This window comes from Ruegeria sp. CDSC081, from assembly GCF_059610485.1.
In genome coordinates this window covers 154,481-172,818 of sequence record NZ_JBXWNS010000006.1, presented here as the reverse complement: position 1 = coordinate 172,818, position 18,338 = coordinate 154,481, and the positions used below count along the sequence as shown (strand labels likewise).

At 57.8% G+C, this 18,338-nt stretch carries 14 protein-coding genes; 11 read left to right on the top strand and 3 right to left on the bottom strand.

What is annotated here, in order from left to right:
* Positions 1 to 127 precede the first annotated feature (127 nt).
* Positions 128 to 1,915, bottom strand: a complete 1,788-nt coding sequence (locus AC2FH9_RS12785) for a sensor domain-containing diguanylate cyclase (RefSeq protein WP_496871923.1) — start codon at positions 1,913 to 1,915, stop codon at positions 128 to 130.
* 181 nt (positions 1,916 to 2,096) lie between these two features.
* Between AC2FH9_RS12785 and AC2FH9_RS12780 the strand changes: the two genes are divergently transcribed.
* Positions 2,097 to 4,493, top strand: coding sequence for an ATP-dependent helicase (locus tag AC2FH9_RS12780; RefSeq protein ID WP_271950299.1), 2,397 nt, complete (start codon positions 2,097 to 2,099; stop codon positions 4,491 to 4,493).
* 394 nt (positions 4,494 to 4,887) lie between these two features.
* Here the strand turns inward: AC2FH9_RS12780 and AC2FH9_RS12775 are convergent, their stop codons facing one another.
* Positions 4,888 to 5,112: a DUF1127 domain-containing protein gene (locus AC2FH9_RS12775; RefSeq protein WP_142635057.1), complete on the bottom strand. Its 225-nt coding sequence runs from the start codon at positions 5,110 to 5,112 to the stop codon at positions 4,888 to 4,890.
* Positions 5,113 to 6,030: 918 nt separating this feature from the next.
* On the opposite strand from AC2FH9_RS12775, the gene mraZ reads away from it, so the two are divergent.
* From mraZ to AC2FH9_RS12730, 9 genes are all read left to right on the top strand, one after another.
* On the top strand, positions 6,031 to 6,498 hold the full coding sequence (gene mraZ, locus AC2FH9_RS12770) for a division/cell wall cluster transcriptional repressor MraZ (protein WP_246097158.1): 468 nt from the start codon (positions 6,031 to 6,033) through the stop codon (positions 6,496 to 6,498).
* Between the two features lie 4 nt (positions 6,499 to 6,502).
* Positions 6,503 to 7,495, top strand: a complete 993-nt coding sequence (gene rsmH / locus AC2FH9_RS12765; RefSeq protein ID WP_496677605.1) for a 16S rRNA (cytosine(1402)-N(4))-methyltransferase RsmH — start codon at positions 6,503 to 6,505, stop codon at positions 7,493 to 7,495.
* A complete protein-coding gene (gene ftsL, locus AC2FH9_RS12760) occupies positions 7,492 to 7,860 on the top strand; it encodes a cell division protein FtsL (RefSeq protein ID WP_142635053.1) in 369 nt (122 codons plus the stop codon). Before rsmH ends, ftsL begins: the two co-directional genes overlap by 4 nt.
* Complete coding sequence (locus AC2FH9_RS12755) at positions 7,857 to 9,644, top strand: peptidoglycan D,D-transpeptidase FtsI family protein (RefSeq protein WP_496690904.1); 1,788 nt, start codon at positions 7,857 to 7,859, stop codon at positions 9,642 to 9,644. Before ftsL ends, AC2FH9_RS12755 begins: the two co-directional genes overlap by 4 nt.
* A gap of 21 nt (positions 9,645 to 9,665) precedes the next feature.
* The gene (locus AC2FH9_RS12750; RefSeq protein WP_496871782.1) at positions 9,666 to 11,147 is read left to right on the top strand and encodes a UDP-N-acetylmuramoyl-L-alanyl-D-glutamate--2,6-diaminopimelate ligase; all 1,482 of its coding nucleotides are present in this window, start codon (positions 9,666 to 9,668) and stop codon (positions 11,145 to 11,147) included.
* Positions 11,144 to 12,538, top strand: coding sequence for a UDP-N-acetylmuramoyl-tripeptide--D-alanyl-D-alanine ligase (locus AC2FH9_RS12745; RefSeq protein ID WP_496871780.1), 1,395 nt, complete (start codon positions 11,144 to 11,146; stop codon positions 12,536 to 12,538). The genes AC2FH9_RS12750 and AC2FH9_RS12745 overlap by 4 nt, the downstream gene beginning before the upstream one ends.
* Before the next feature lie 24 nt (positions 12,539 to 12,562).
* Positions 12,563 to 13,645: a phospho-N-acetylmuramoyl-pentapeptide-transferase gene (gene mraY, locus AC2FH9_RS12740; protein ID WP_496708774.1), complete on the top strand. Its 1,083-nt coding sequence runs from the start codon at positions 12,563 to 12,565 to the stop codon at positions 13,643 to 13,645.
* 147 nt (positions 13,646 to 13,792) lie between these two features.
* Positions 13,793 to 15,187 (top strand): UDP-N-acetylmuramoyl-L-alanine--D-glutamate ligase, encoded by a 1,395-nt coding sequence (gene murD, locus AC2FH9_RS12735; protein WP_496750209.1) that lies wholly within the window; start codon positions 13,793 to 13,795, stop codon positions 15,185 to 15,187.
* Between the two features lie 111 nt (positions 15,188 to 15,298).
* Positions 15,299 to 15,673 (top strand): glycine zipper family protein, encoded by a 375-nt coding sequence (locus AC2FH9_RS12730; protein ID WP_246097157.1) that lies wholly within the window; start codon positions 15,299 to 15,301, stop codon positions 15,671 to 15,673.
* Positions 15,674 to 15,695: 22 nt separating this feature from the next.
* Here AC2FH9_RS12730 and AC2FH9_RS12725 read toward each other — a convergent pair whose 3' ends face one another.
* The gene (locus AC2FH9_RS12725) at positions 15,696 to 16,877 is read right to left on the bottom strand and encodes a BaiN/RdsA family NAD(P)/FAD-dependent oxidoreductase (RefSeq protein WP_496871920.1); all 1,182 of its coding nucleotides are present in this window, start codon (positions 16,875 to 16,877) and stop codon (positions 15,696 to 15,698) included.
* A gap of 283 nt (positions 16,878 to 17,160) precedes the next feature.
* On the opposite strand from AC2FH9_RS12725, the gene AC2FH9_RS12720 reads away from it, so the two are divergent.
* On the top strand, positions 17,161 to 18,207 hold the full coding sequence (locus tag AC2FH9_RS12720) for a Hint domain-containing protein (protein ID WP_496750208.1): 1,047 nt from the start codon (positions 17,161 to 17,163) through the stop codon (positions 18,205 to 18,207).
* The last annotated feature ends 131 nt before the right edge of the window (positions 18,208 to 18,338 follow it).

Genomic DNA, 18,338 nt, shown 5'->3' with positions numbered 1-18,338 from the left:
AGGACGGTTGGCAAGATCGCGATGTGGCCAAGATCTTGGAGAAAGCTAACAAGTATAGAAGTGGCTACCTTGCCCGCGCAGTCAGGCGCCGGGTAACTGAAGTTTTTGCTAAGTATTAGCAAGAGCTTCACGCCGCCGCGACTGGGCCTGAAGTCCGAACCTTTTGGCCGTTGCTATCAGCGGACCCGGTTTCGGTTGGCGTTCCCTTGGCGACTTGCACCTGATTGCGCCCTTTGTCTTTTGCCATATATAGCGCGTCATCAGCGGCGCGCATCAAATCTTGCGGCATGGTGCCATGCGCCGGGTAATGCGATACACCAACCGAAATCGTTATTCGCGGCAGCGACTTGTCACCGTATCGGACCGAGACCGCTTCGACCGACTGCCGTAATTTCTCGGCACGGCTCACCGCGTCATCCGGGGTGTTGTCCGGCAAGATCAGCATGAATTCCTCACCACCAATACGGCAGGCAACCTCGTCCCGGTCACAGCCCTGTTCCAAGGCGGCTCCGACTGCGCGCAGCACCATGTCGCCTGCATCATGGCCATGAGTGTCGTTGAACTTCTTGAAATGATCGACATCAACGGCGATCAGGCTCAGCGGTACACCGGTCTGTTGACTGCGTGAAATAGACTTGCGCAGGGTTTCCGTCATATGACGACGGTTGAACAGTCCGGTCAAAGGATCACGCACGGACTGGTCGTGCAGCTGATCGCGCATCCTCACATTTGCAATGGCCATGCTGATCTGTTCAGCGCAGAGCTGCGCCAGTTTCCTGCTGACGTGAAACTCTTCTTCGCAGTTTTCATGTGCCCGAAGATGCAACAATCCAACCGTCTCGCCATGAGCCAGAATCGGAAAGCAGAAATATTGGCGCCCGTCATGCGGTTCAGCATGCTCGCAGATGAAATCAATCTCGGAGGCGCCGAATTCATAGGTACGCCCCCGGCGCAGACCCCAGCACCCCTCGGGGTGGATATGCGCTTTATGGGTGCCGCCGTTCCAGCTGGCACATCCATCCAGCACATCGCGCGAGTTCGAGTAGACGTAAACGCTGCCCTCTGCTTCGGGCAGGATATGGGTCATAAAACGTGAGACCATGTCGAACAGCTCATCCAGAGAACGGCTGGATTGCAGCCATTCGTTTAGCTCTCCCAGCAGCCGCACCTCACGCGCCAGCCGCAACTGGTCAGCCATCAGATCACGCTCTTTCTCGGATTGTTTGTGCAAAGAGCGCAGTTGCGCCCGGTTGGTCCTGTAGGTCACCAATGACACCATCGCCAGCGCCAACAGGGCCACACCGCTTAGAACGATCAGCGAAATTCTCAGCCGGGTTATGAAGGTCGCCCGCAAATCCGAGATATCGGTAAAAAACTCTATCGCACCGATGAAGCGACCGTTTTTTGTAACCGGCATAAAGACTTTGACTATGTGATGCGCACTGGAGATCTGAATGTTGCCTGTGTGCAAATCCAAGCCGTCAATCTCGGATAGGGGCACAACCTCTTGTAAATAGTACACCATTCCCCGGGCAACATCGGCGCGAAAGAACGCGCTGTCTTCGCGCAGGCCGACCTCACCTTGACGAGTGGACCAGACCACGCGTCCACTCGTGTCGAACAACCTGAACCGGTAGACATCCGATGCTTCGGGCATCGAGGTCAGAAACTCTGCGTCATGCCCGTCTATATGGCCGGTTCGCAGCGTTGTTTCGGGGTCTTCAAGGTGCAAAACAACCCTGCGTTTCCACAATTCTGACTGCTTGAGGATATCTGTCCGCAGCATCCGTTCCACCAAGGGCGCAGGGAGCCTATAGACACCCCAGCCCGCTCCAATGGCGAGGCTGATCAGCAATAGGGTGATCCCGGTCCATTTGAGTCGATGATTGATCGTCCCCCGCTCAGCCAATGCCATATCCATATGCTCCCAAACCTTTGAGCCAAGCATCTGACCTAAGGCTTTACAGAGAGTTAATGGCATCAGTCGAACACCGCTTCATTTGGTTAGAATTGAACGCAAGGAAAATCTTAAAAGCTTGTGAACAAGCCGTGAACAAAGCCTTTCCCTTTGCGCCCATCCGGCGTAGTTTGAGAGTATGAGCAGTTTTGACGAAATGGACGCCTTCGAGGGCGCATCGCTGTCGGCGCGGGCGATGCCTGCGGTGGCTGCCGACTATTTGAACGACCTCAACCCGGCACAGCGCGAAGCGGTCGAGCGGCTGGACGGTCCGGTTTTGATGCTGGCAGGTGCCGGCACGGGCAAGACCAAGGCACTGACCGCGCGGATCACCCATCTGCTCAGATCGCATCGGGTACGCGAGAACGAGATTTTGGCCGTGACCTTCACCAACAAGGCCGCGCGCGAGATGAAAGAACGGGTCGGGCGCATGCTGGGCCGACCTGCCGAAGGGATGCCGTGGCTGGGAACGTTCCACGCGATCTGCGTCAAACTGTTGCGCCGCCATGCCGAACTGGCGGGCCTCAAGTCGAATTTTACCATTTTGGATACGGATGACCAAAAGCGCTTGCTCAAGCAACTGACTCAGGCAGCCAATATCGACGACAAACGCTGGCCTGCGCGGATGCTGGCCGGGATCATTGATGACTGGAAAAACCGCGCGCTGACACCAGATAGAGTGCCTGCTGCGGATGCCGGAGCTTATAATAACAAAGGCATTGAGCTTTATGCCCAATACCAGACCCGCCTGCGTGAGCTGAATGCGGTGGATTTCGGCGATCTGCTGTTGCACGTGGTGACGATCTTTCAAACCCACCCGGATGTGCTGGAGCAATACCAACGCTGGTTCCGCTACATCCTTGTCGACGAGTATCAGGATACCAATGTCGCCCAATATCTCTGGCTGCGTCTGCTGGCCGGGGGGCATAAGAATATCTGCTGTGTTGGCGATGACGATCAGTCGATCTATGGCTGGCGCGGGGCTGAGGTGGGTAACATCCTGCGGTTTGAAAAGGATTTCCCCGGCGCTTTCGTGGTGCGGTTGGAGCAGAACTATCGCTCGACCCCGCATATTCTGGCCGCCGCCTCGAATGTGATCCGTGGCAATGAAAAACGACTGGGTAAAGAGCTTTGGACCGACCGGGAAGAGGGCGAAAAGGTTCGCCTGATCGGCCATTGGGATGGCGAGGAAGAGGCGCGTTGGATCGGCGAAGAGCTTGACGCGATGCAGGTCGGGACGCGTGGCGTGCGCCCGATGAACTTGGACGAAATGGCTATCCTCGTGCGTGCGTCGCACCAGATGCGCGCGTTTGAGGATCGGTTCCTGACTATCGGGATGCCCTATAAGGTGATCGGCGGGCCGCGGTTTTACGAGCGGATGGAGGTTCGCGATGCCATGGCCTATTTCCGGTTGGTGGTCAGCCCCGAGGATGATCTGGCGTTCGAGAGGATCGTGAACACGCCCAAGCGCGGCCTTGGGGACAAGGCGCAGCAGACCATTCAGGTGGTGGCGCGTGAAAACGGAGTGTCTCTGGTCGAGGGCGCGCGGATCGTAGTCGAGCAGGGGTTGATCAAGGGCAAGGGCGGCAAGGCGCTGCGCGAGTTGATCGACGGGCTGGCTCGGTGGAATGCGATGACACGTGGACCACGGATTGAAGTGGATGATGACACCCTTATTGATGACGGGGTGTCTCCGATCCGCTATGGCGCGCCCGAGCACACGCATATCGAACTGGCGCAGATCGTGCTGGACGAGTCCGGCTATACCGCCCATTGGCAGAATGAGAAAACGCCCGAGGCGCCGGGGCGGCTGGAAAACCTCAAGGAACTGGTCAACCAGCTGGACAATTTCGAGAACCTGCAAGGGTTTTTGGAACATGTCAGCCTGGTCATGGACAATGAAAAGGAAACGGATGGGGCAAAGGTCTCGATCATGACGTTGCATGCGGCCAAAGGGCTGGAGTTTCCTGCTGTATTTCTGCCGGGGTGGGAGGATGGCTTGTTTCCGTCGCAGCGGTCGATGGACGAGACCGGAATCAAGGGGCTCGAAGAGGAACGGCGTCTAGCCTATGTGGGCATCACCCGTGCCGAAGAGGTCTGTACGATTTCCTTTGCCGCCAACCGCCGGGTGTTCGGGCAATGGCAGAATTCGATGCCATCACGGTTTATTGACGAACTGCCCGAGGAGCATGTCGAGGTTCTGACGCCTCCGGGGCTCTATGGCGGGGGGCAGCCCTCGGCCGGGATCGAAACCCGCGCGGCTGAGGCAAATGTCTATAACTCACCCGGCTGGAAACGGCTGCAGGCGCGGCAGGGACAATATGGCATGTCGCAACCGCGCGAAACACGCAACACGGTGATCGACGCAACCGCGGTGGCAAGTTTCACACTGGGTGAACGGGTGTTTCACAAGAAATTCGGCTATGGCGCAGTGGAGGGCATCGAGGGCGACAAGGTTGAGGTCGCGTTCGACAAGGCGGGCACCAAGAAGGTTGTTGCCCAGTATCTTTTTCCGAAGGACGACGTTCCGTTTTAACCAAAAGGAATGCGCCTGACGGCGCATGCTCAATGTTTTGAAAGGCGCCTGGGTGGGCGCCTTTTTCTTTGGGGGAAACGAAAAACGGCGGTTCCCAGGGAGGAGGAAGGAAACCGCCGTTCTTTTCAACACCAAGGCAGGGAGGAGGAGAGCCCCGATGTATCCGAACCCGGGTTTGATCCCGGTATGAGGAAGACGCGGCGACGTCAGGGAGGAGGAGAGACGTCGCCGCGTACTTTCAACATCAGGGCAGGGAGGAGGAGAGCCCCGATGTATCTGCTTCCGGCGTTCAGGGCCGGTATAAAAGGCGGCAACGTCAGGGAGGAGGAGAGACGTTGCCGCAGATTACTGACCCAAGGGAGGAGTAGGGTCTGATCTCTGTATTGCTGTGCGCTTAACGCGCGAATTGTTCTTCTGCGGCCTGCATTGCCAGCCGACGGATCATTGAGCGGTGCAGGCCCAGGTCGGCCAACTCGCGATCGGACAGCTCGGACAGTTCGTTAACCGTCTGGCGGTAGGCCCGATAGCGTGCAAACCGGGTCTTTGCGGTTTCGATCATCGAGGCCAGGCCGAATGCCGGAGCGCTTCTCAGAGCGGTTTGTTGTGTTGCTACACCCATCTGCGTAACCCGTTTCGTATGTTGGTGCCGAAGTGTATCGGCGTTTGCTTGAGGATGAAAATAAGCAAATGCTGCGATTGCACAATAGTTGACGTCGTCAATGCTGCTATGCAGCAAATGCATGGATATCAAAGAGTTGGATGTTGGCAATCGAAAATGCCTTAAAAATATGGGTTTGAGTTGCGCCAAGGGTGTCGCTTCTAATGCGGTTCCACTGAAAACCATAGGATCGTGACGTAAGGTCCGATTGCTTCGGTACGGTTATCGAAGAAGCCGAATGGCTGTGGTCGTGCGTTTATGGGAAATCGTGGGTTCAGGTGGTTTTTAGTAACTTGGGAGTGCGTGGGAACCGAGCCACCTTTGTTGATTCGTAGTTTGGAATGGAGGATTTGCTGGCTCTATCTACGGGGAATCGATGAAAGTGAAAAAATGTTGGGAATTCATGGGATGCTCATAATTTCTCTGATTTGTCTATATATGGTTGCTTTGAGGTAGTTGTGTTCTAATTCTGGTGTATAAATAGAGCTTCCATTCATTTTCTTATCGATTGCATTGTGAGTTGGGACGTGAGTGTGAGAAATTTTCTATTGATTTCCATGAATTCCCATGCCATCCCTTGGTTATCCGATGAGGACGAGGCACATGGGGCGCTAAACGACCCCGAACCAATAAAATCAGGTTTCATACAGGCATCTCGCTTTCATCAATCAAGAGATCCGGCGCGCGGGCGAGCAGACATCCCCCCAGGTGGCGCGCGCAGCTGGACATCCCGCAAAGCGGGTCAATGCGGCGGGTTGATCAGTGGCAGCAGATCAACCCGCCGTTTTAATTCTGGGGGGAGTGAGAATTTCAAGTGGGGCGCAAGCGAAAGGGACAGTCGTCTTGGCGCGCAGGTTTAGAGGTGAAAGCCGCCATAAGGTGGACACGAAGGGCAGGGTCTCGATCCCGGCCTCGTTTCGCCGTGTGCTTGAAGCTTCTGATCCCAACTGGCAGCCCGGTGACAATCCCGAACTTGTAATTGTTTATGGCGACCACCGGCGCAAATTCCTTGAATGCTATACTATGCAGGCGATTGACGAAGTTGACGCCAAGATTGATGCGCTTCCACGGGGCTCAATGCAGCGGAAGACATTGCAGCGCATGTTCCACGGACAATCCTTTCCGACAAACGTGGATGAGACCGGGCGTCTGGTTCTACCCGCCAAGCTGCGCAGCAAGATTGACCTAGAGGGTGAAGCCTTCTTTATTGCCGCTGGCGACACGTTCCAGATCTGGAAGCCTGAAACCTACGAGTCTGATGAATTGGCGGCGGCCGAAGAATGGCTGGATGATCAGCCCGAAGATTTTGACCCTCTGGTGTTCCTAGATGGCGTCGGGGACGCGTGACGGCATGGCCGGTGCGCAACCCTCTTCTGACAAACCACATATTCCGGTATTATTGCGCCCCTTGCTGGCTGCGGTCTCTCCGGTTTCGGGTGTTTGGTTGGACGGAACCTTTGGTGCCGGGGGATATACCCGTGGCCTGCTCGAGGCAGGCGCGGACAAGGTCGTCGGCGTTGATCGTGATCCGCTGGCCTTTGAAATGGCCGCGGACTGGGCCAAGGGCTATGGCGATCGGCTGGTGATGCAGCCCGGCGTCTTTTCGCGTCTGGACGAATACGCGCAGGACTTGGACGGGGTGGTGCTTGACCTTGGGGTTTCCTCCATGCAGCTGGATTTGGCCGAGCGTGGCTTTTCCTTTATGAAGGACGGCCCGCTGGACATGCGCATGAGCCAGGACGGCGAAAGCGCGGCTGATCTGGTCAACACTGCAAGCGAAGCGCAGCTCGCCGACATCCTGTTTCACTATGGTGAAGAACGCGCCAGCAGGCGAATTGCCAGGGCTATCGTAAAGGCGCGGGCGGAAGAGCCGATCACAACCACTTTGCGGTTGGTGGGGCTTATCGAATCCTGTCTGCCTAGGCCCAAACCCGGTCAATCGCATCCCGCGACACGCAGCTTTCAGGGGCTGCGCATCGCGGTGAATGCAGAATATGAAGAATTGTTCCAGGGCCTGATGGCCGCTGAGCGTGCGCTGAAACCTGGCGGGCAGCTGGCTGTTGTGACGTTTCATTCGATCGAAGACCGCATGGTCAAGCGGTTCTTTCAGTCGCGGGCTGGCAAAACAGGTCGGGCAAATCGCTATGCGCCCGAAATTGCGCAGGACCAGCCGCAATTTACGCTCAAAACCCGTAAGGCAGTGGGGCCGGACGAGCAGGAATTACAAGAAAATCCGCGTTCGCGCTCAGCCAAGCTGCGTGTCGCTGTGCGCACCGAGGCTCCGGCGGGGGAAATTGAAGCTCGCGCCATTGGGATGCCGCAACTAGGGGGAAGGGCAAAATGAAGAGTGTATTGTATGTGTTGACTGCCTTGGCCGTGTTCGGGGTGGCCCTTTGGGCGTATCAAGAGAACTACCGCACCCAGCAAGTTGTGAAAGAAACGCAAACACTGCAACGAGAGATCGGCGTGGCACAGGTCCGACTGGCCGTTCTGAATGCGGAATGGGCTTATTTGAACCGTCCTGATCGTCTTCGAGAGCTGGCGGATCTGAATTTTGAACGTCTCGGCCTGCTGCCCTTGCGAGCAGAGCAGTTCGGACGCGCGGATCAGGTTGCCTATGCCGAGGATCCTGATCTTCCGATTGTCGATCCCATCGAATTGCAGGCGATAACCAACATTAAGGCGTTGGGAGAGGTGCAGTTCCCATGACGCGCACGCCCCTCCGCCCTCTGGCCCGTGTCCTGGATGCGCGCGCACGCGGTGAAAACCCCAAGGTGATCGAGCGCGAAAACATCCAGAAACGCCACGAAGATATGAAGGACAGAGCCCGCGCTCGGGCCGAGGGCCGTTTGCTGGTGCTGGGTCTTTTCTTCTTTTGCGCCTTCTCGGTGGTTGGCGTTCGGATGGGGATGCTTGCGACATCCGAGGCGCAAGAACCCTTGGCCAACGCCCCCGGTGCCACAATCGCGATGCAGCGCGCCAATATTGTTGACCGTGAAGGGCGCATTCTGGCGACCAACCTAGACACCTATTCCGTCTATGCCCAGCCGCCGTTGATGATCGACCCGATTGCCGCCGCGGATCAACTGGTGGCAATCTTCCCGGATTTGGAAAAAGAGCGTCTGATCAAGGATTTCACCGGCAACCGCAAGTTCCTGTGGATCAAAAAGCGTATCTCGCCCGAGCAGAAGCAAGCCGTGCATGACATCGGTGATCCAGGTATTCTGTTTGGCCCCCGCGAAATGCGCCTTTACCCGAATGGCAAGCTGGCAGCACATATCCTTGGCGGGTCAGGTTTTGGGCGTGAAGGCGTGAGCGCTGCCGAGGTGATAGGCGTGGCCGGGATTGAAAAGCAGTTCGACGATTATCTGCGGGACCCTGCCAACGGAAACAAGCCGCTGCAACTCTCGCTGGATCTGACTGTACAGGCCGCTGTCGAACAGGTGCTTTTTGGTGGCATGAAGATCATGAACGCCAAAGGCGCCTCAGCCGTTTTGATGGATGCGCATACGGGCGAGGTCATCTCGGCGGCGTCGCTGCCATCCTTTGATCCCAATGATCGCCCGCGCCCCCCGACCTCGGGGTTCGATCCATCGGACAGCCCCTTGTTCAACCGCTATGTGCAGGGCGTGTACGAGTTGGGATCGGTGTTCAAGATATTCACCGCCGCGCAGGCAATTCAGCTTGGTCTGGTGAATTCTGAAACGATCATCGACACCTCGGGTCCGATGAAAATCGGTCGTTTTCCGATTGGTGAGTTCAACGGCAAGAATTACGGCAAGATCAGCGTGGCGGATGTGATCGTCCACAGCTCGAACCGGGGTACTGGGCGTCTGGCGCTGCAAATTGGCGCGCAGCGGCAACAGGAATTCCTGCGTTCGCTGGGCATGTTCGAACCGACCCCGTTCGAGATTGTCGAAGCAAAAGGTGGGGAGCCGCTCAAGCCCAAGAAATGGGGTGAGCTGAGCACAGTGACCATTTCTTATGGCCATGGCTTGTCGACCAGCCCGATGCATCTGGCTGCGGGGTATGCGGCGATTGCCAATGGCGGATACTATGTCAGCCCAACGATTCTGCGCAGGAGCGGGTCACAATATGGCCCGCGCGTGATGTCGTTGGGGGCGGCCACTCAGGCGCAGAAGATGCTGCGCAAGGTTGTCACCGACGGCACAGCGAGCTTTGGCGATGTCGCCGGCTATGACGTGGCAGGTAAAACCGGTACGGCAGACAAACCGAAGCCGCGCGGTGGGTACTATGATGACAAAGTCATCGCCACTTTTGCGACGATCTTCCCGGCCTATGATCCGAAGTACGTACTTATCGTCACTCTGGATGAACCTTCCATCGTGGCCTATGGCGAAAAACGCCGTACAGCAGGGTGGACAGCCGTACCTGTGGCTGCGGAGCTGATCGGGCGTATCGCGCCTTTGTTGGGATTGCGCCCCCGGCTTGAGCCTGAGGCGCGCGCTGCTATAACGCTGACCTCGAATTAGGCGTCCGGCGAAAGGTGGGTCATGGGCACTAGGACTAAGAAACTCAGCCAACTGGCCCTGACCGCACGTGCGGGTGCAAACCCTGAGATTACCGGGTTGGCCGTTGATAGCCGCGAGGTCAAAGACGGTTATCTGTTTGCGGCACTTCCGGGAACGCGGGTCCATGGCGCAGAGTTCATTCAATATGCTCTGCGCATGGGGGCCGCCGCAATCCTCACCGATGCCGAAGGGGCCGAGGTCGCAGCGGGCGTGCTTGCGGGGACGGATGCCGCGCTGGTGGTGGTTGAAGACCCAAGGCAGGCGCTGGCAGGATGCGCAGCACTGTGGTTCGGAAAGCAGCCTCAGACCATCGTGGCTGTGACGGGGACCAATGGTAAAACCTCTGTCGCGACCTTTGTCCGCCAAATCTGGATGGAACTGGGTCATGCGGCCGTCAACCTGGGCACAACCGGGGTCGAGGGCGCATGGACTGCCCCTCTGGCGCATACAACGCCCGAACCGATCACCCTGCATCGGTGTTTGGCCGAGGCGGCTGAGAACGGTGTGACACATGCCGCGATGGAGGCATCCTCGCATGGTCTCGAGCAGCGCCGCCTCGACGGGGTACAGTTGGCGGCAGCGGGTTTCTCGAATTTCACCCAGGATCATCTGGATTATCACGAAACCTTCGAGGCGTATTTTGCCGCCAAAGCAGGACTTTTCGACCGCGTGTTGCCTCAGGACGGCACGGTTGTGGTCAACATGAGCGATCCAAAGGGTGGGCAGGTTCGTCGTATCGCTGAAACCCGTGGACAAAATGTGCTGACCGTTGGATTGGGTGATGCAGATCTGTGTCTGCTCAATCAGCGCTTTGATGCAACCGGGCAGGATCTGCGGTTTTCGTGGCAGGGTAAGGTGTATCAGACCCGATTGAACCTGATCGGTGGGTTCCAGGCTGAAAACATCCTGCTGGCATGTGGGCTGGTGATCGCTGGTGGCGAAGATCCCACGCGTGTTTTCGAGACCCTGCCGCATCTGACGACGGTCCGGGGACGGATGCAACTGGCTGCGACGCGTGAAAACGGGGCTGCTGTGTTTGTCGATTACGCCCATACGCCAGATGCTTTGGCCACGGCACTCAAGGCTTTGCGCCCTCATGTTATGGGCCGGCTGATTGCCGTCATCGGTGCCGGCGGAGATCGTGATGCGACCAAGCGCCCGCTGATGGGCAAGGCTGCGGCCAATAACGCTGATGTGGTATTTGTCACCGACGACAATCCCCGCACAGAAGACCCAGCTACCATTCGTACTGCGGTGATGCTGGGCGCGCCCGAGGCGACCGAGGTGGGTGATCGTGCCGAAGCCATCCTGCGCGGCATAGATGCCCTGCAACCGGGTGATGCGCTGCTGATCGCCGGAAAAGGGCACGAGACGGGCCAAATCGTGGGCGATCAGGTTTTGCCGTTCGACGACGTAGAACAGGCCAGCATCAGCGTGGTCGCCCTCGATGGGAGGGTGGCATGACGCTCTGGACTGCGGCTGAGGCTGTTGCGGCCACTGGCGGGCGTGCCACCGCCGATTGGCAGGTCAATGGCGTATCCATCGACACCCGCACATTGCAGCCCGGAGATCTGTTTGTTGCGCTGAAGGCGGCGCGCGATGGTCACGACTTTGTGACGCAAGCGCTTGAGAAGGGCGCAGGCGCAGCGCTGGTCTCGCAGATACCCGAAGGCGTTTCCCCGGACGCGCCGTTACTGATCGTCGAGGACGTGCAGACCGGGCTTGAGGCGCTGGGGCAGGCGGCCCGCGCGCGGACAGAGGCGCGCGTGATTGGCGTGACCGGGAGTGTCGGCAAGACATCGACCAAGGAAATGCTGGCCAATATTCTGGAAACGCAGGGGAAAACCCATGCCAGCGTTGCCAGTTACAACAACCATTGGGGTGTGCCGCTGACGCTTGCCCGGATGCCGCGCGACACTGAATTTGCCGTGATAGAAATCGGGATGAACCACCCCGGAGAGATTGCTCCGCTGGCGCGTCAGGCCCGCCCGCATGTGGCCTTGGTTACCACCGTCGCGGCAGTCCATCTGGAAGCCTTCGAGTCCGTCGCAGGTATAGCGAAAGAGAAAGCCGCGATATTCGAAGGGTTGGTCCCGGGCGGTGCGGCCATCGTGAATGCGGATATCGAACACGCCGACATCCTGCGCCAATACGCAGATGAGGCCGGAGCAGTGATCGTCGATTTTGGGCGCGCTGCGTCAGATTACGTGCTGACCGATGTTGCGCAGAAACCGGACTCGGTCCATGCAACGGCCAGGGTCGACGGAAAAGCCATCTCCTTTGATGTGCAATCAGCAGGCACTCATTTTGTCATGAATGCACTTGGGGCATTGGCGGCCTGCGTTGAACTTGGTGTCGACCTGAACGAAGCCATCGCAGGCTTGGGCAACTGGTTGCCGGTAAAAGGTCGCGGCGTTCGCGAGCAGATTTCACTGGCGGATGGTGGTCAGGTCGAATTGCTGGACGACAGCTATAACGCCAATCCAACTTCGATGGAGGCTGCCTTGGAAGTTTTGGCCGCCTCACAGGGCAGGCGCCGGATCGCGTTTCTGGGTGATATGAAAGAGCTGGGCGCGCAAGAGATCCCCATGCATGCAGCGATGGCGAATGTCGCGGCTATGACGCAGATGGATCAGGTTCACTGCATTGGCCCGCTTATGAAAGCGCTTTACGATGCGTTGCCAGCGGAAAAGCGCGGACTTTGGTTTGAGACCAGCGTTGAGATGGCTGAACGGCTGCCAGAGCTGATCTGCGCAGGCGACACTGTTCTGGCCAAAGGATCACTCAGCATGGCGCTGGCGCGAATTGTTGACGGTTTGCGGGAAATGGGGCAAGGGGACGCGCTTGAGCCATGATCGCCGCACGGGAAAGGTATTGATATGCTCTATTGGTTGACCGGCCTGTCGGACGGAGGGGATTTTTTCAACCTCTTCAGGTACATCACGTTCCGGGCAGGCGGTGCCTTTATGACAGCGCTGATTTTCGGGTTTATTTTTGGCAAACCGCTGATCAATGTTCTGCGTCGCAAGCAGGGCAAAGGGCAACCGATCCGGGATGATGGCCCCGAGGGGCACTTTTCCAAGGCGGGTACGCCGACCATGGGCGGCTTGCTGATCGTGGGCGCGCTTGTCACATCGACACTGGTTTGGGCACGGTGGGACAACCCCTATGTCTGGATGGTCTTATTCGTAACGTTGGCCTATGCCGCCATTGGGTTTGCAGATGACTATGCCAAGGTCTCCAAGCAAAACACCAAAGGTGTTTCTGGAAAAATGCGGTTAGGACTTGGTGTGATTATCGCGGTTCTGGCGTCTATTTGGGCCACGATGCACCACCCTGAGTCGCTGCAGAATCAGCTTGCGGTGCCGGTATTCAAAGACACGCTGCTCAATCTGGGGATATTCTACATTCCCTTCGCGATTGTCGTGATCGTTGGGTCAGCAAATGCGGTGAACCTGACCGACGGGCTGGACGGGCTGGCGATCATGCCCGCAATGATCGCCGCATCGACCCTGGGGATTATCGCCTATGCGGTGGGCCGGGTCGACTTTACCGAGTATCTGGATGTGCATTATGTGCCCGGAACCGGCGAAATCTTCATTTTCACTTCGGCCCTGTTCGGTGCTGGCCTTGGGTTTCTATGGTACAACGCGCCGCCTGCTGCCGTGTTCATGGGCGATACTGGATCGCTTGCCTTGGGCGGCGCTTTGGGAGCGATTGCGGTGGCCACCAAACACGAATTGGTGTTGGCTGTCGTCGGAGGTCTGTTCGTGGTCGAAGCGCTGAGCGTGATCATCCAAGTGCTGTATTTCAAGCGCACTGGTCGTCGCGTGTTCCTGATGGCCCCGATCCATCATCACTATGAGAAAAAGGGGTGGGCAGAACCCACCATCGTGATCCGGTTCTGGATCATCTCTCTGATCTTGGCGATGATTGGGCTTGCGACGCTGAAGGTCCGGTAGGCTCCCGCCAGGTTCGGAGGACAGCCGGCCCGCCGCCTCCTGTTGGGCCGGGCTCGCGCTGCGCACGAACCTGCTGTCGATCTTGCCAATGGCAGGTTCATCTGTGCAGTGTGTCGGCGCATTTGAAGTCGAAAGAAGGTGGGAAATATGATCCCGGTCAAAGGGTTTTCAGGACAGAAAGTTGCGGTTCTGGGGCTGGGTCGGTCTGGCCTGACCACGGCGCGCGCCTTGCGGGCCGGTAAGGCTGAACCCGTTTGCTGGGATGACAACCCGGCGGCTCGTGCGGGGGCCGAAGCCGAAGGGTTTACGTGTCAGGATCTTGGGCGTCACGGGGCGTTCGATGAGGTTGCCTGTCTGATTGTCTCGCCCGGGATACCGCATCTCTACCCATCGCCGAACCCTGTGGTGGCGGCGGCGCTTGAGGCCGGGGTGCCGGTGGATAACGATATCGGTTTGTTTTTCCGCTCTTTTGCCGGGCCGGAATGGGACAATCTGGATACTCCGCCCCGCGTGGTCGCGGTGACCGGGTCGAACGGCAAATCAACCACCGCCGCCCTTATCCATCATATCCTGACCGAAGCTGGCCGTGAGGCACAGCTGGCGGGGAATATCGGCCGAGGCGTATTGGACATTGATCCAGGGGGCAATGGCTCGGTCGTGGTGTTGGAGTTGTCGAGCTATCAGACAGAGCTTGCGCGGTCGCTGACACCTGATGTGGCCGTTTTCACCAATCTGTCACCGGATCATCTGGATCGTCACGGTGGCTTGGGTGGCTATTTCGCCGCCAAGCGCCGTCTGTTTGCCGAAGGTGGCCCTGACCGTGCCGTGATCGGAGTGGATGAGGACGAAGGCGCCTTTCTGGCCGGTCAGCTGGCCGAAGCGCCAACGGATGACCGGGTGATCCGTATATCAGTTGCCCGCAAGTTGACCGGACCCGGATGGCAGGTATTTGCGCGCAAAGGGTTCCTGTCGGAGTATCGCAAGGGGCGACAGGCGGGGTCGATTGACCTGCGCGAGATCAAAGGTCTGCCCGGTGCACATAATCACCAGAATGCCTGTGCCGCCTACGCCACGTGCCGCGCGTTGGGGTTGGCCCCTCGGATCATTCAGGATGCTTTGCACAGCTATCCGGGCTTGCCGCATCGCAGTCAGATCATCGCCGAAGCGGATGGGGTCACCTATGTGAACGATTCAAAGGCGACCAATGTCGACAGCGCAGTAAAGGCGTTGAACGCGTTCAAGAAGGTCCGCTGGATCTGTGGCGGGCTTGAGAAAGAGGGCGGGTTGTCTGCACTCAACTCAGCCAGTGAACATGTGCTCAAGGCTTATGTGATCGGGCGCGAAGCTGCCGGATTTGCAATGCAGTTACAGGCAGATACCCTGGTTTGCACCACAATGGCAGAAGCCGTTGAACAGGCAATGAACGACGCGCAGTCGGGCGAGACGATTTTGCTAGCCCCTGCCGCAGCCAGTTTTGATCAATATGACAATTTCGAACAACGCGGTGAGGATTTTGCCGAACAGGTTCGCAAACGGCTTTAGGACACGCCATTTGCAATAGATCGCCGGTTGGGCCAAGCTGAGAAGCTATCAGCTTGACGCGCCATATTTTTTGGTTTTGCTACCCGTCAAATTCAACACGAGGTTATGACTATGCCATATCGTAAGTTTTCCCTGATCCTGCCTGCCATTCTGATTGCGGGTGCCTGCACCAACACTGGCGCAAACTACCAGCCGATCATTGATGGTCCGGTTGGCCCTAATTACAACGTTGATCTGCAGCAGTGCCAACAGCTTGCGGCATCGCAGGCATCTGTTGATGGCACCACGGCCGGGAATGCAGCCATCGGCGCCGTTGGCGCAGCCGCAGTGACCGGGATCGTACAGGACAGCAGCGATAATCTGGGCCGTGCTGCAGTTGCAGGTGCGTTGGTTGGCGCCGGTGCGGACGTGATCAACAAGAACCAGAACAAAGAAGTGTTGGTGCGTAACTGCATGCGTGGCCGTGGGTACAACGTCGTCGGCTAGTGCCGCGCAAATACCGTGTCGGCTAACCACGGCTGGCGATTGCAGTTCCAGCGGCATGGCCTGAGGACCATGCCCATTGGAAATTGTACCCGCCCAGCCAACCGGTGACATCCACCGCTTCACCTATCGCATAGAGGCCGGGGACATCCCTGGCCTCCATCGTTTTTGACGACAGATCATCGGTGTCGATGCCGCCCAGCGTGACCTCGGCGGTGCGATAGCCTTCGGTCCCGGACGGGGTCAGATGCCAGTTCGACAGGGCCTCGACCAGGTCCGAAAGGGCGGTGTCCGATTGGTCGGCCAAATTGCCTTGCATGGGAATGTGTTGGCTCAGGAAATCGACCAATCGCGCGGGTAACTGCCGGGAAAGTTCAGTAGTCAGGGCTTTGCGTCCGCTGTTTTGGCGCTGATCTCGCAGCAGGTCGAACAGTGGCATATCCTGGATCAGGTTGACCCGGATCGCCTCACCCTCGCGCCAGTATGAGGATAGTTGCAGCGCAGCTGGTCCGCTGAGGCCGCGATGGGTGAAAAGCAAAGCCTCGTCAAAGCTGGTCCGGTCGTTCGACAGCCGCGTCGGCAGCGAGACACCGGACAGGTCCTTGAACCTGCCATCGGAAAAGGTGAACGGCACCAGAGCCGCGCGTGTCTCGGTCATCCGCAATCCAAACTGGTGCGCGATGTCATAAGCCAGACCTGTCGCCCCCATTTTAGGGATCGACTTGCCGCCTGTGGCCAGTACCAGATTGGTGCAGGTCAGGGCATGACGCTGCCCCTCGCGCTCAACCGTCAGCGCGAAACCAGTGTCGGTTTTGCACAGGTCCTTCATCTCGGTCCTTACCCACAGCTCGGCCCCGGCGCGCTCTATTTCATCCAGCAACATTTGGATGATCTGTTTCGAGGAACCGTCGCAGAACAGCTGTCCCAGTGTTTTCTCGTGCCACGCGATGTCATGACGCCCGACCATTTCAATGAAATCCCACTGCGTGTAGCGCGCCAATGCGGACTTACAGAAATGCGGGTTCTGAGACAGGAAGTTGCCCGGCCCCGCGTACATATTGGTGAAATTACACCGCCCGCCGCCCGAGATGCGGATTTTCTCGCCCGGCGCCTTGGCGTGGTCGATCACCAGAACGCGCCCGCCGCAATGGGTCGCGCACATCATGCCAGCAGCACCGGCGCCAAGGATGATCGTGTCATAGGTCATGCGCAGCCCTTGGCCCGGATTGCCCGCGATGGCAAGCCGAAGTCGGTCCCGGCAGGGGTGTTTTATCCGCCTGGTCTGCATGATCAGTGCCTGCAAGCCCCCAAAACCTGCCGTCAGATCCCGGAACAGGCCACGCGGGCCGAGGGCATTTTGATGTATCATGGACACAGTTATGCCTGCACATATCTGCGGTGCTTGACCGGTTCTGGTAAGGCTCTCTATCAATTCTCAACCGTGACCCTGGTTAAGGGCCCGTTACAGAGTTTGGTGGAGTATCACCCCGATGCCGACAACAATCTTTGGCGCATTGCGCAGCGATTCAACCCTGACGGATGCCGGGGCCTCGTCTGCAGTTGTGGGGTCGATCTTCGAGATCTCGGAATACAGCCAGATCACCATTGAGGAAGGCGCTGACGGGACAGTTTTTGACGGTGACAATATTTCCAATGAAACCGCGAATGATCCGACCCAGACACTGAACGGTGACATCATATTCTGGGACTTCACAGTCGAGGTGACGGATGGCACCAATACCTACCTGATCGGCCTGTTCGACTATGATCTCAACAGTGATGGGGATTCGATCGGCGTTGATGCCGAAGACGGGTATTTCATGGCGTTTATCGATGGCACCATACCCCCGTTGGATACGCCGCTTGAGATCGTGGCGATTGTCGATAACGGGCCCAACATCGATATCGATACCGTTGTTCCCTGTTTCGTTTCCGGCACCGGTATCCGGACGCCCAAGGGGGTGCGGCGGATCGAAACGCTCAAGGCAGGGGATGTGGTTGATACCCTGGATAATGGCCCACAGGTGATCCGTTGGATCGGATCGCGGTCGCTGGACGGTATTGACCTGACACTCAAACCCAAACTGCGCCCGATCCGTTTTGCACAAGGTTCTCTGGGGCAAGGTCTTCCCGAACGTGATCTGTTGGTGTCGCCTCAGCATCGCATGCTCGTCCGCTCCGTCATCGCTGCCAGAATGTTCGCCAAGCAAGAGGTGCTGATCGCCGCCCATAAGCTGGTTGGAATGCAGGGCGTTACGGTCGAAGAAGACGCGCAGAACGTCACCTATTTCCACATGCTGTTCGACCGGCACGAGGTCATTTTTGCCGAAGGCGCCCCCTCGGAAAGCCTGTTCACCGGCCCCGAAGCGCTCAGGGGCATCGGACAAGCAGCCGTGGCTGAAATTCAGGCTCTCTTCCCCGAGATAAGCGCGGACCAATACGCTCCTCAGCTGGCCCGGCTGACCCCGGCGAAAGGGAAACAGGTCCGCACGATGGTCGAACGGCACAAGAAAAACGGCAAACCGCTGTTATCCTGACCGTCAAGCCACCCAAAGCCCGTAATGATCACGTCTTGGCGAATTTCCCAAACCGCTGTCATTCCACTGGCCCAAACGCAAAAATACCGGTAAACTCTCAATCAGATCCCGAAAACGGGACGTTAACGAGG

What these genes read in the sequence shown, in the direction of transcription:
- AC2FH9_RS12750 (WP_496871782.1), top strand. Translation starts at nt 9,666, where the DNA reads ATGGGCACTAGGACTAAGAAACTCAGCCAACTGGCCCTGACCGCACGT.
- AC2FH9_RS12725 (WP_496871920.1), bottom strand. Translation starts at nt 16,877, where the DNA reads ATGACCTATGACACGATCATCCTTGGCGCCGGTGCTGCTGGCATGATG.
- AC2FH9_RS12775 (WP_142635057.1), bottom strand. Translation starts at nt 5,112, where the DNA reads ATGGGTGTAGCAACACAACAAACCGCTCTGAGAAGCGCTCCGGCATTC.
- murD (WP_496750209.1), top strand. Translation starts at nt 13,793, where the DNA reads ATGATCCCGGTCAAAGGGTTTTCAGGACAGAAAGTTGCGGTTCTGGGG.
- AC2FH9_RS12730 (WP_246097157.1), top strand. Translation starts at nt 15,299, where the DNA reads ATGCCATATCGTAAGTTTTCCCTGATCCTGCCTGCCATTCTGATTGCG.
- mraY (WP_496708774.1), top strand. Translation starts at nt 12,563, where the DNA reads ATGCTCTATTGGTTGACCGGCCTGTCGGACGGAGGGGATTTTTTCAAC.
- AC2FH9_RS12780 (WP_271950299.1), top strand. Translation starts at nt 2,097, where the DNA reads ATGAGCAGTTTTGACGAAATGGACGCCTTCGAGGGCGCATCGCTGTCG.
- AC2FH9_RS12755 (WP_496690904.1), top strand. Translation starts at nt 7,857, where the DNA reads ATGACGCGCACGCCCCTCCGCCCTCTGGCCCGTGTCCTGGATGCGCGC.
- ftsL (WP_142635053.1), top strand. Translation starts at nt 7,492, where the DNA reads ATGAAGAGTGTATTGTATGTGTTGACTGCCTTGGCCGTGTTCGGGGTG.
- rsmH (WP_496677605.1), top strand. Translation starts at nt 6,503, where the DNA reads ATGGCCGGTGCGCAACCCTCTTCTGACAAACCACATATTCCGGTATTA.
- AC2FH9_RS12785 (WP_496871923.1), bottom strand. Translation starts at nt 1,915, where the DNA reads ATGGCATTGGCTGAGCGGGGGACGATCAATCATCGACTCAAATGGACC.
- AC2FH9_RS12720 (WP_496750208.1), top strand. Translation starts at nt 17,161, where the DNA reads ATGCCGACAACAATCTTTGGCGCATTGCGCAGCGATTCAACCCTGACG.
- AC2FH9_RS12745 (WP_496871780.1), top strand. Translation starts at nt 11,144, where the DNA reads ATGACGCTCTGGACTGCGGCTGAGGCTGTTGCGGCCACTGGCGGGCGT.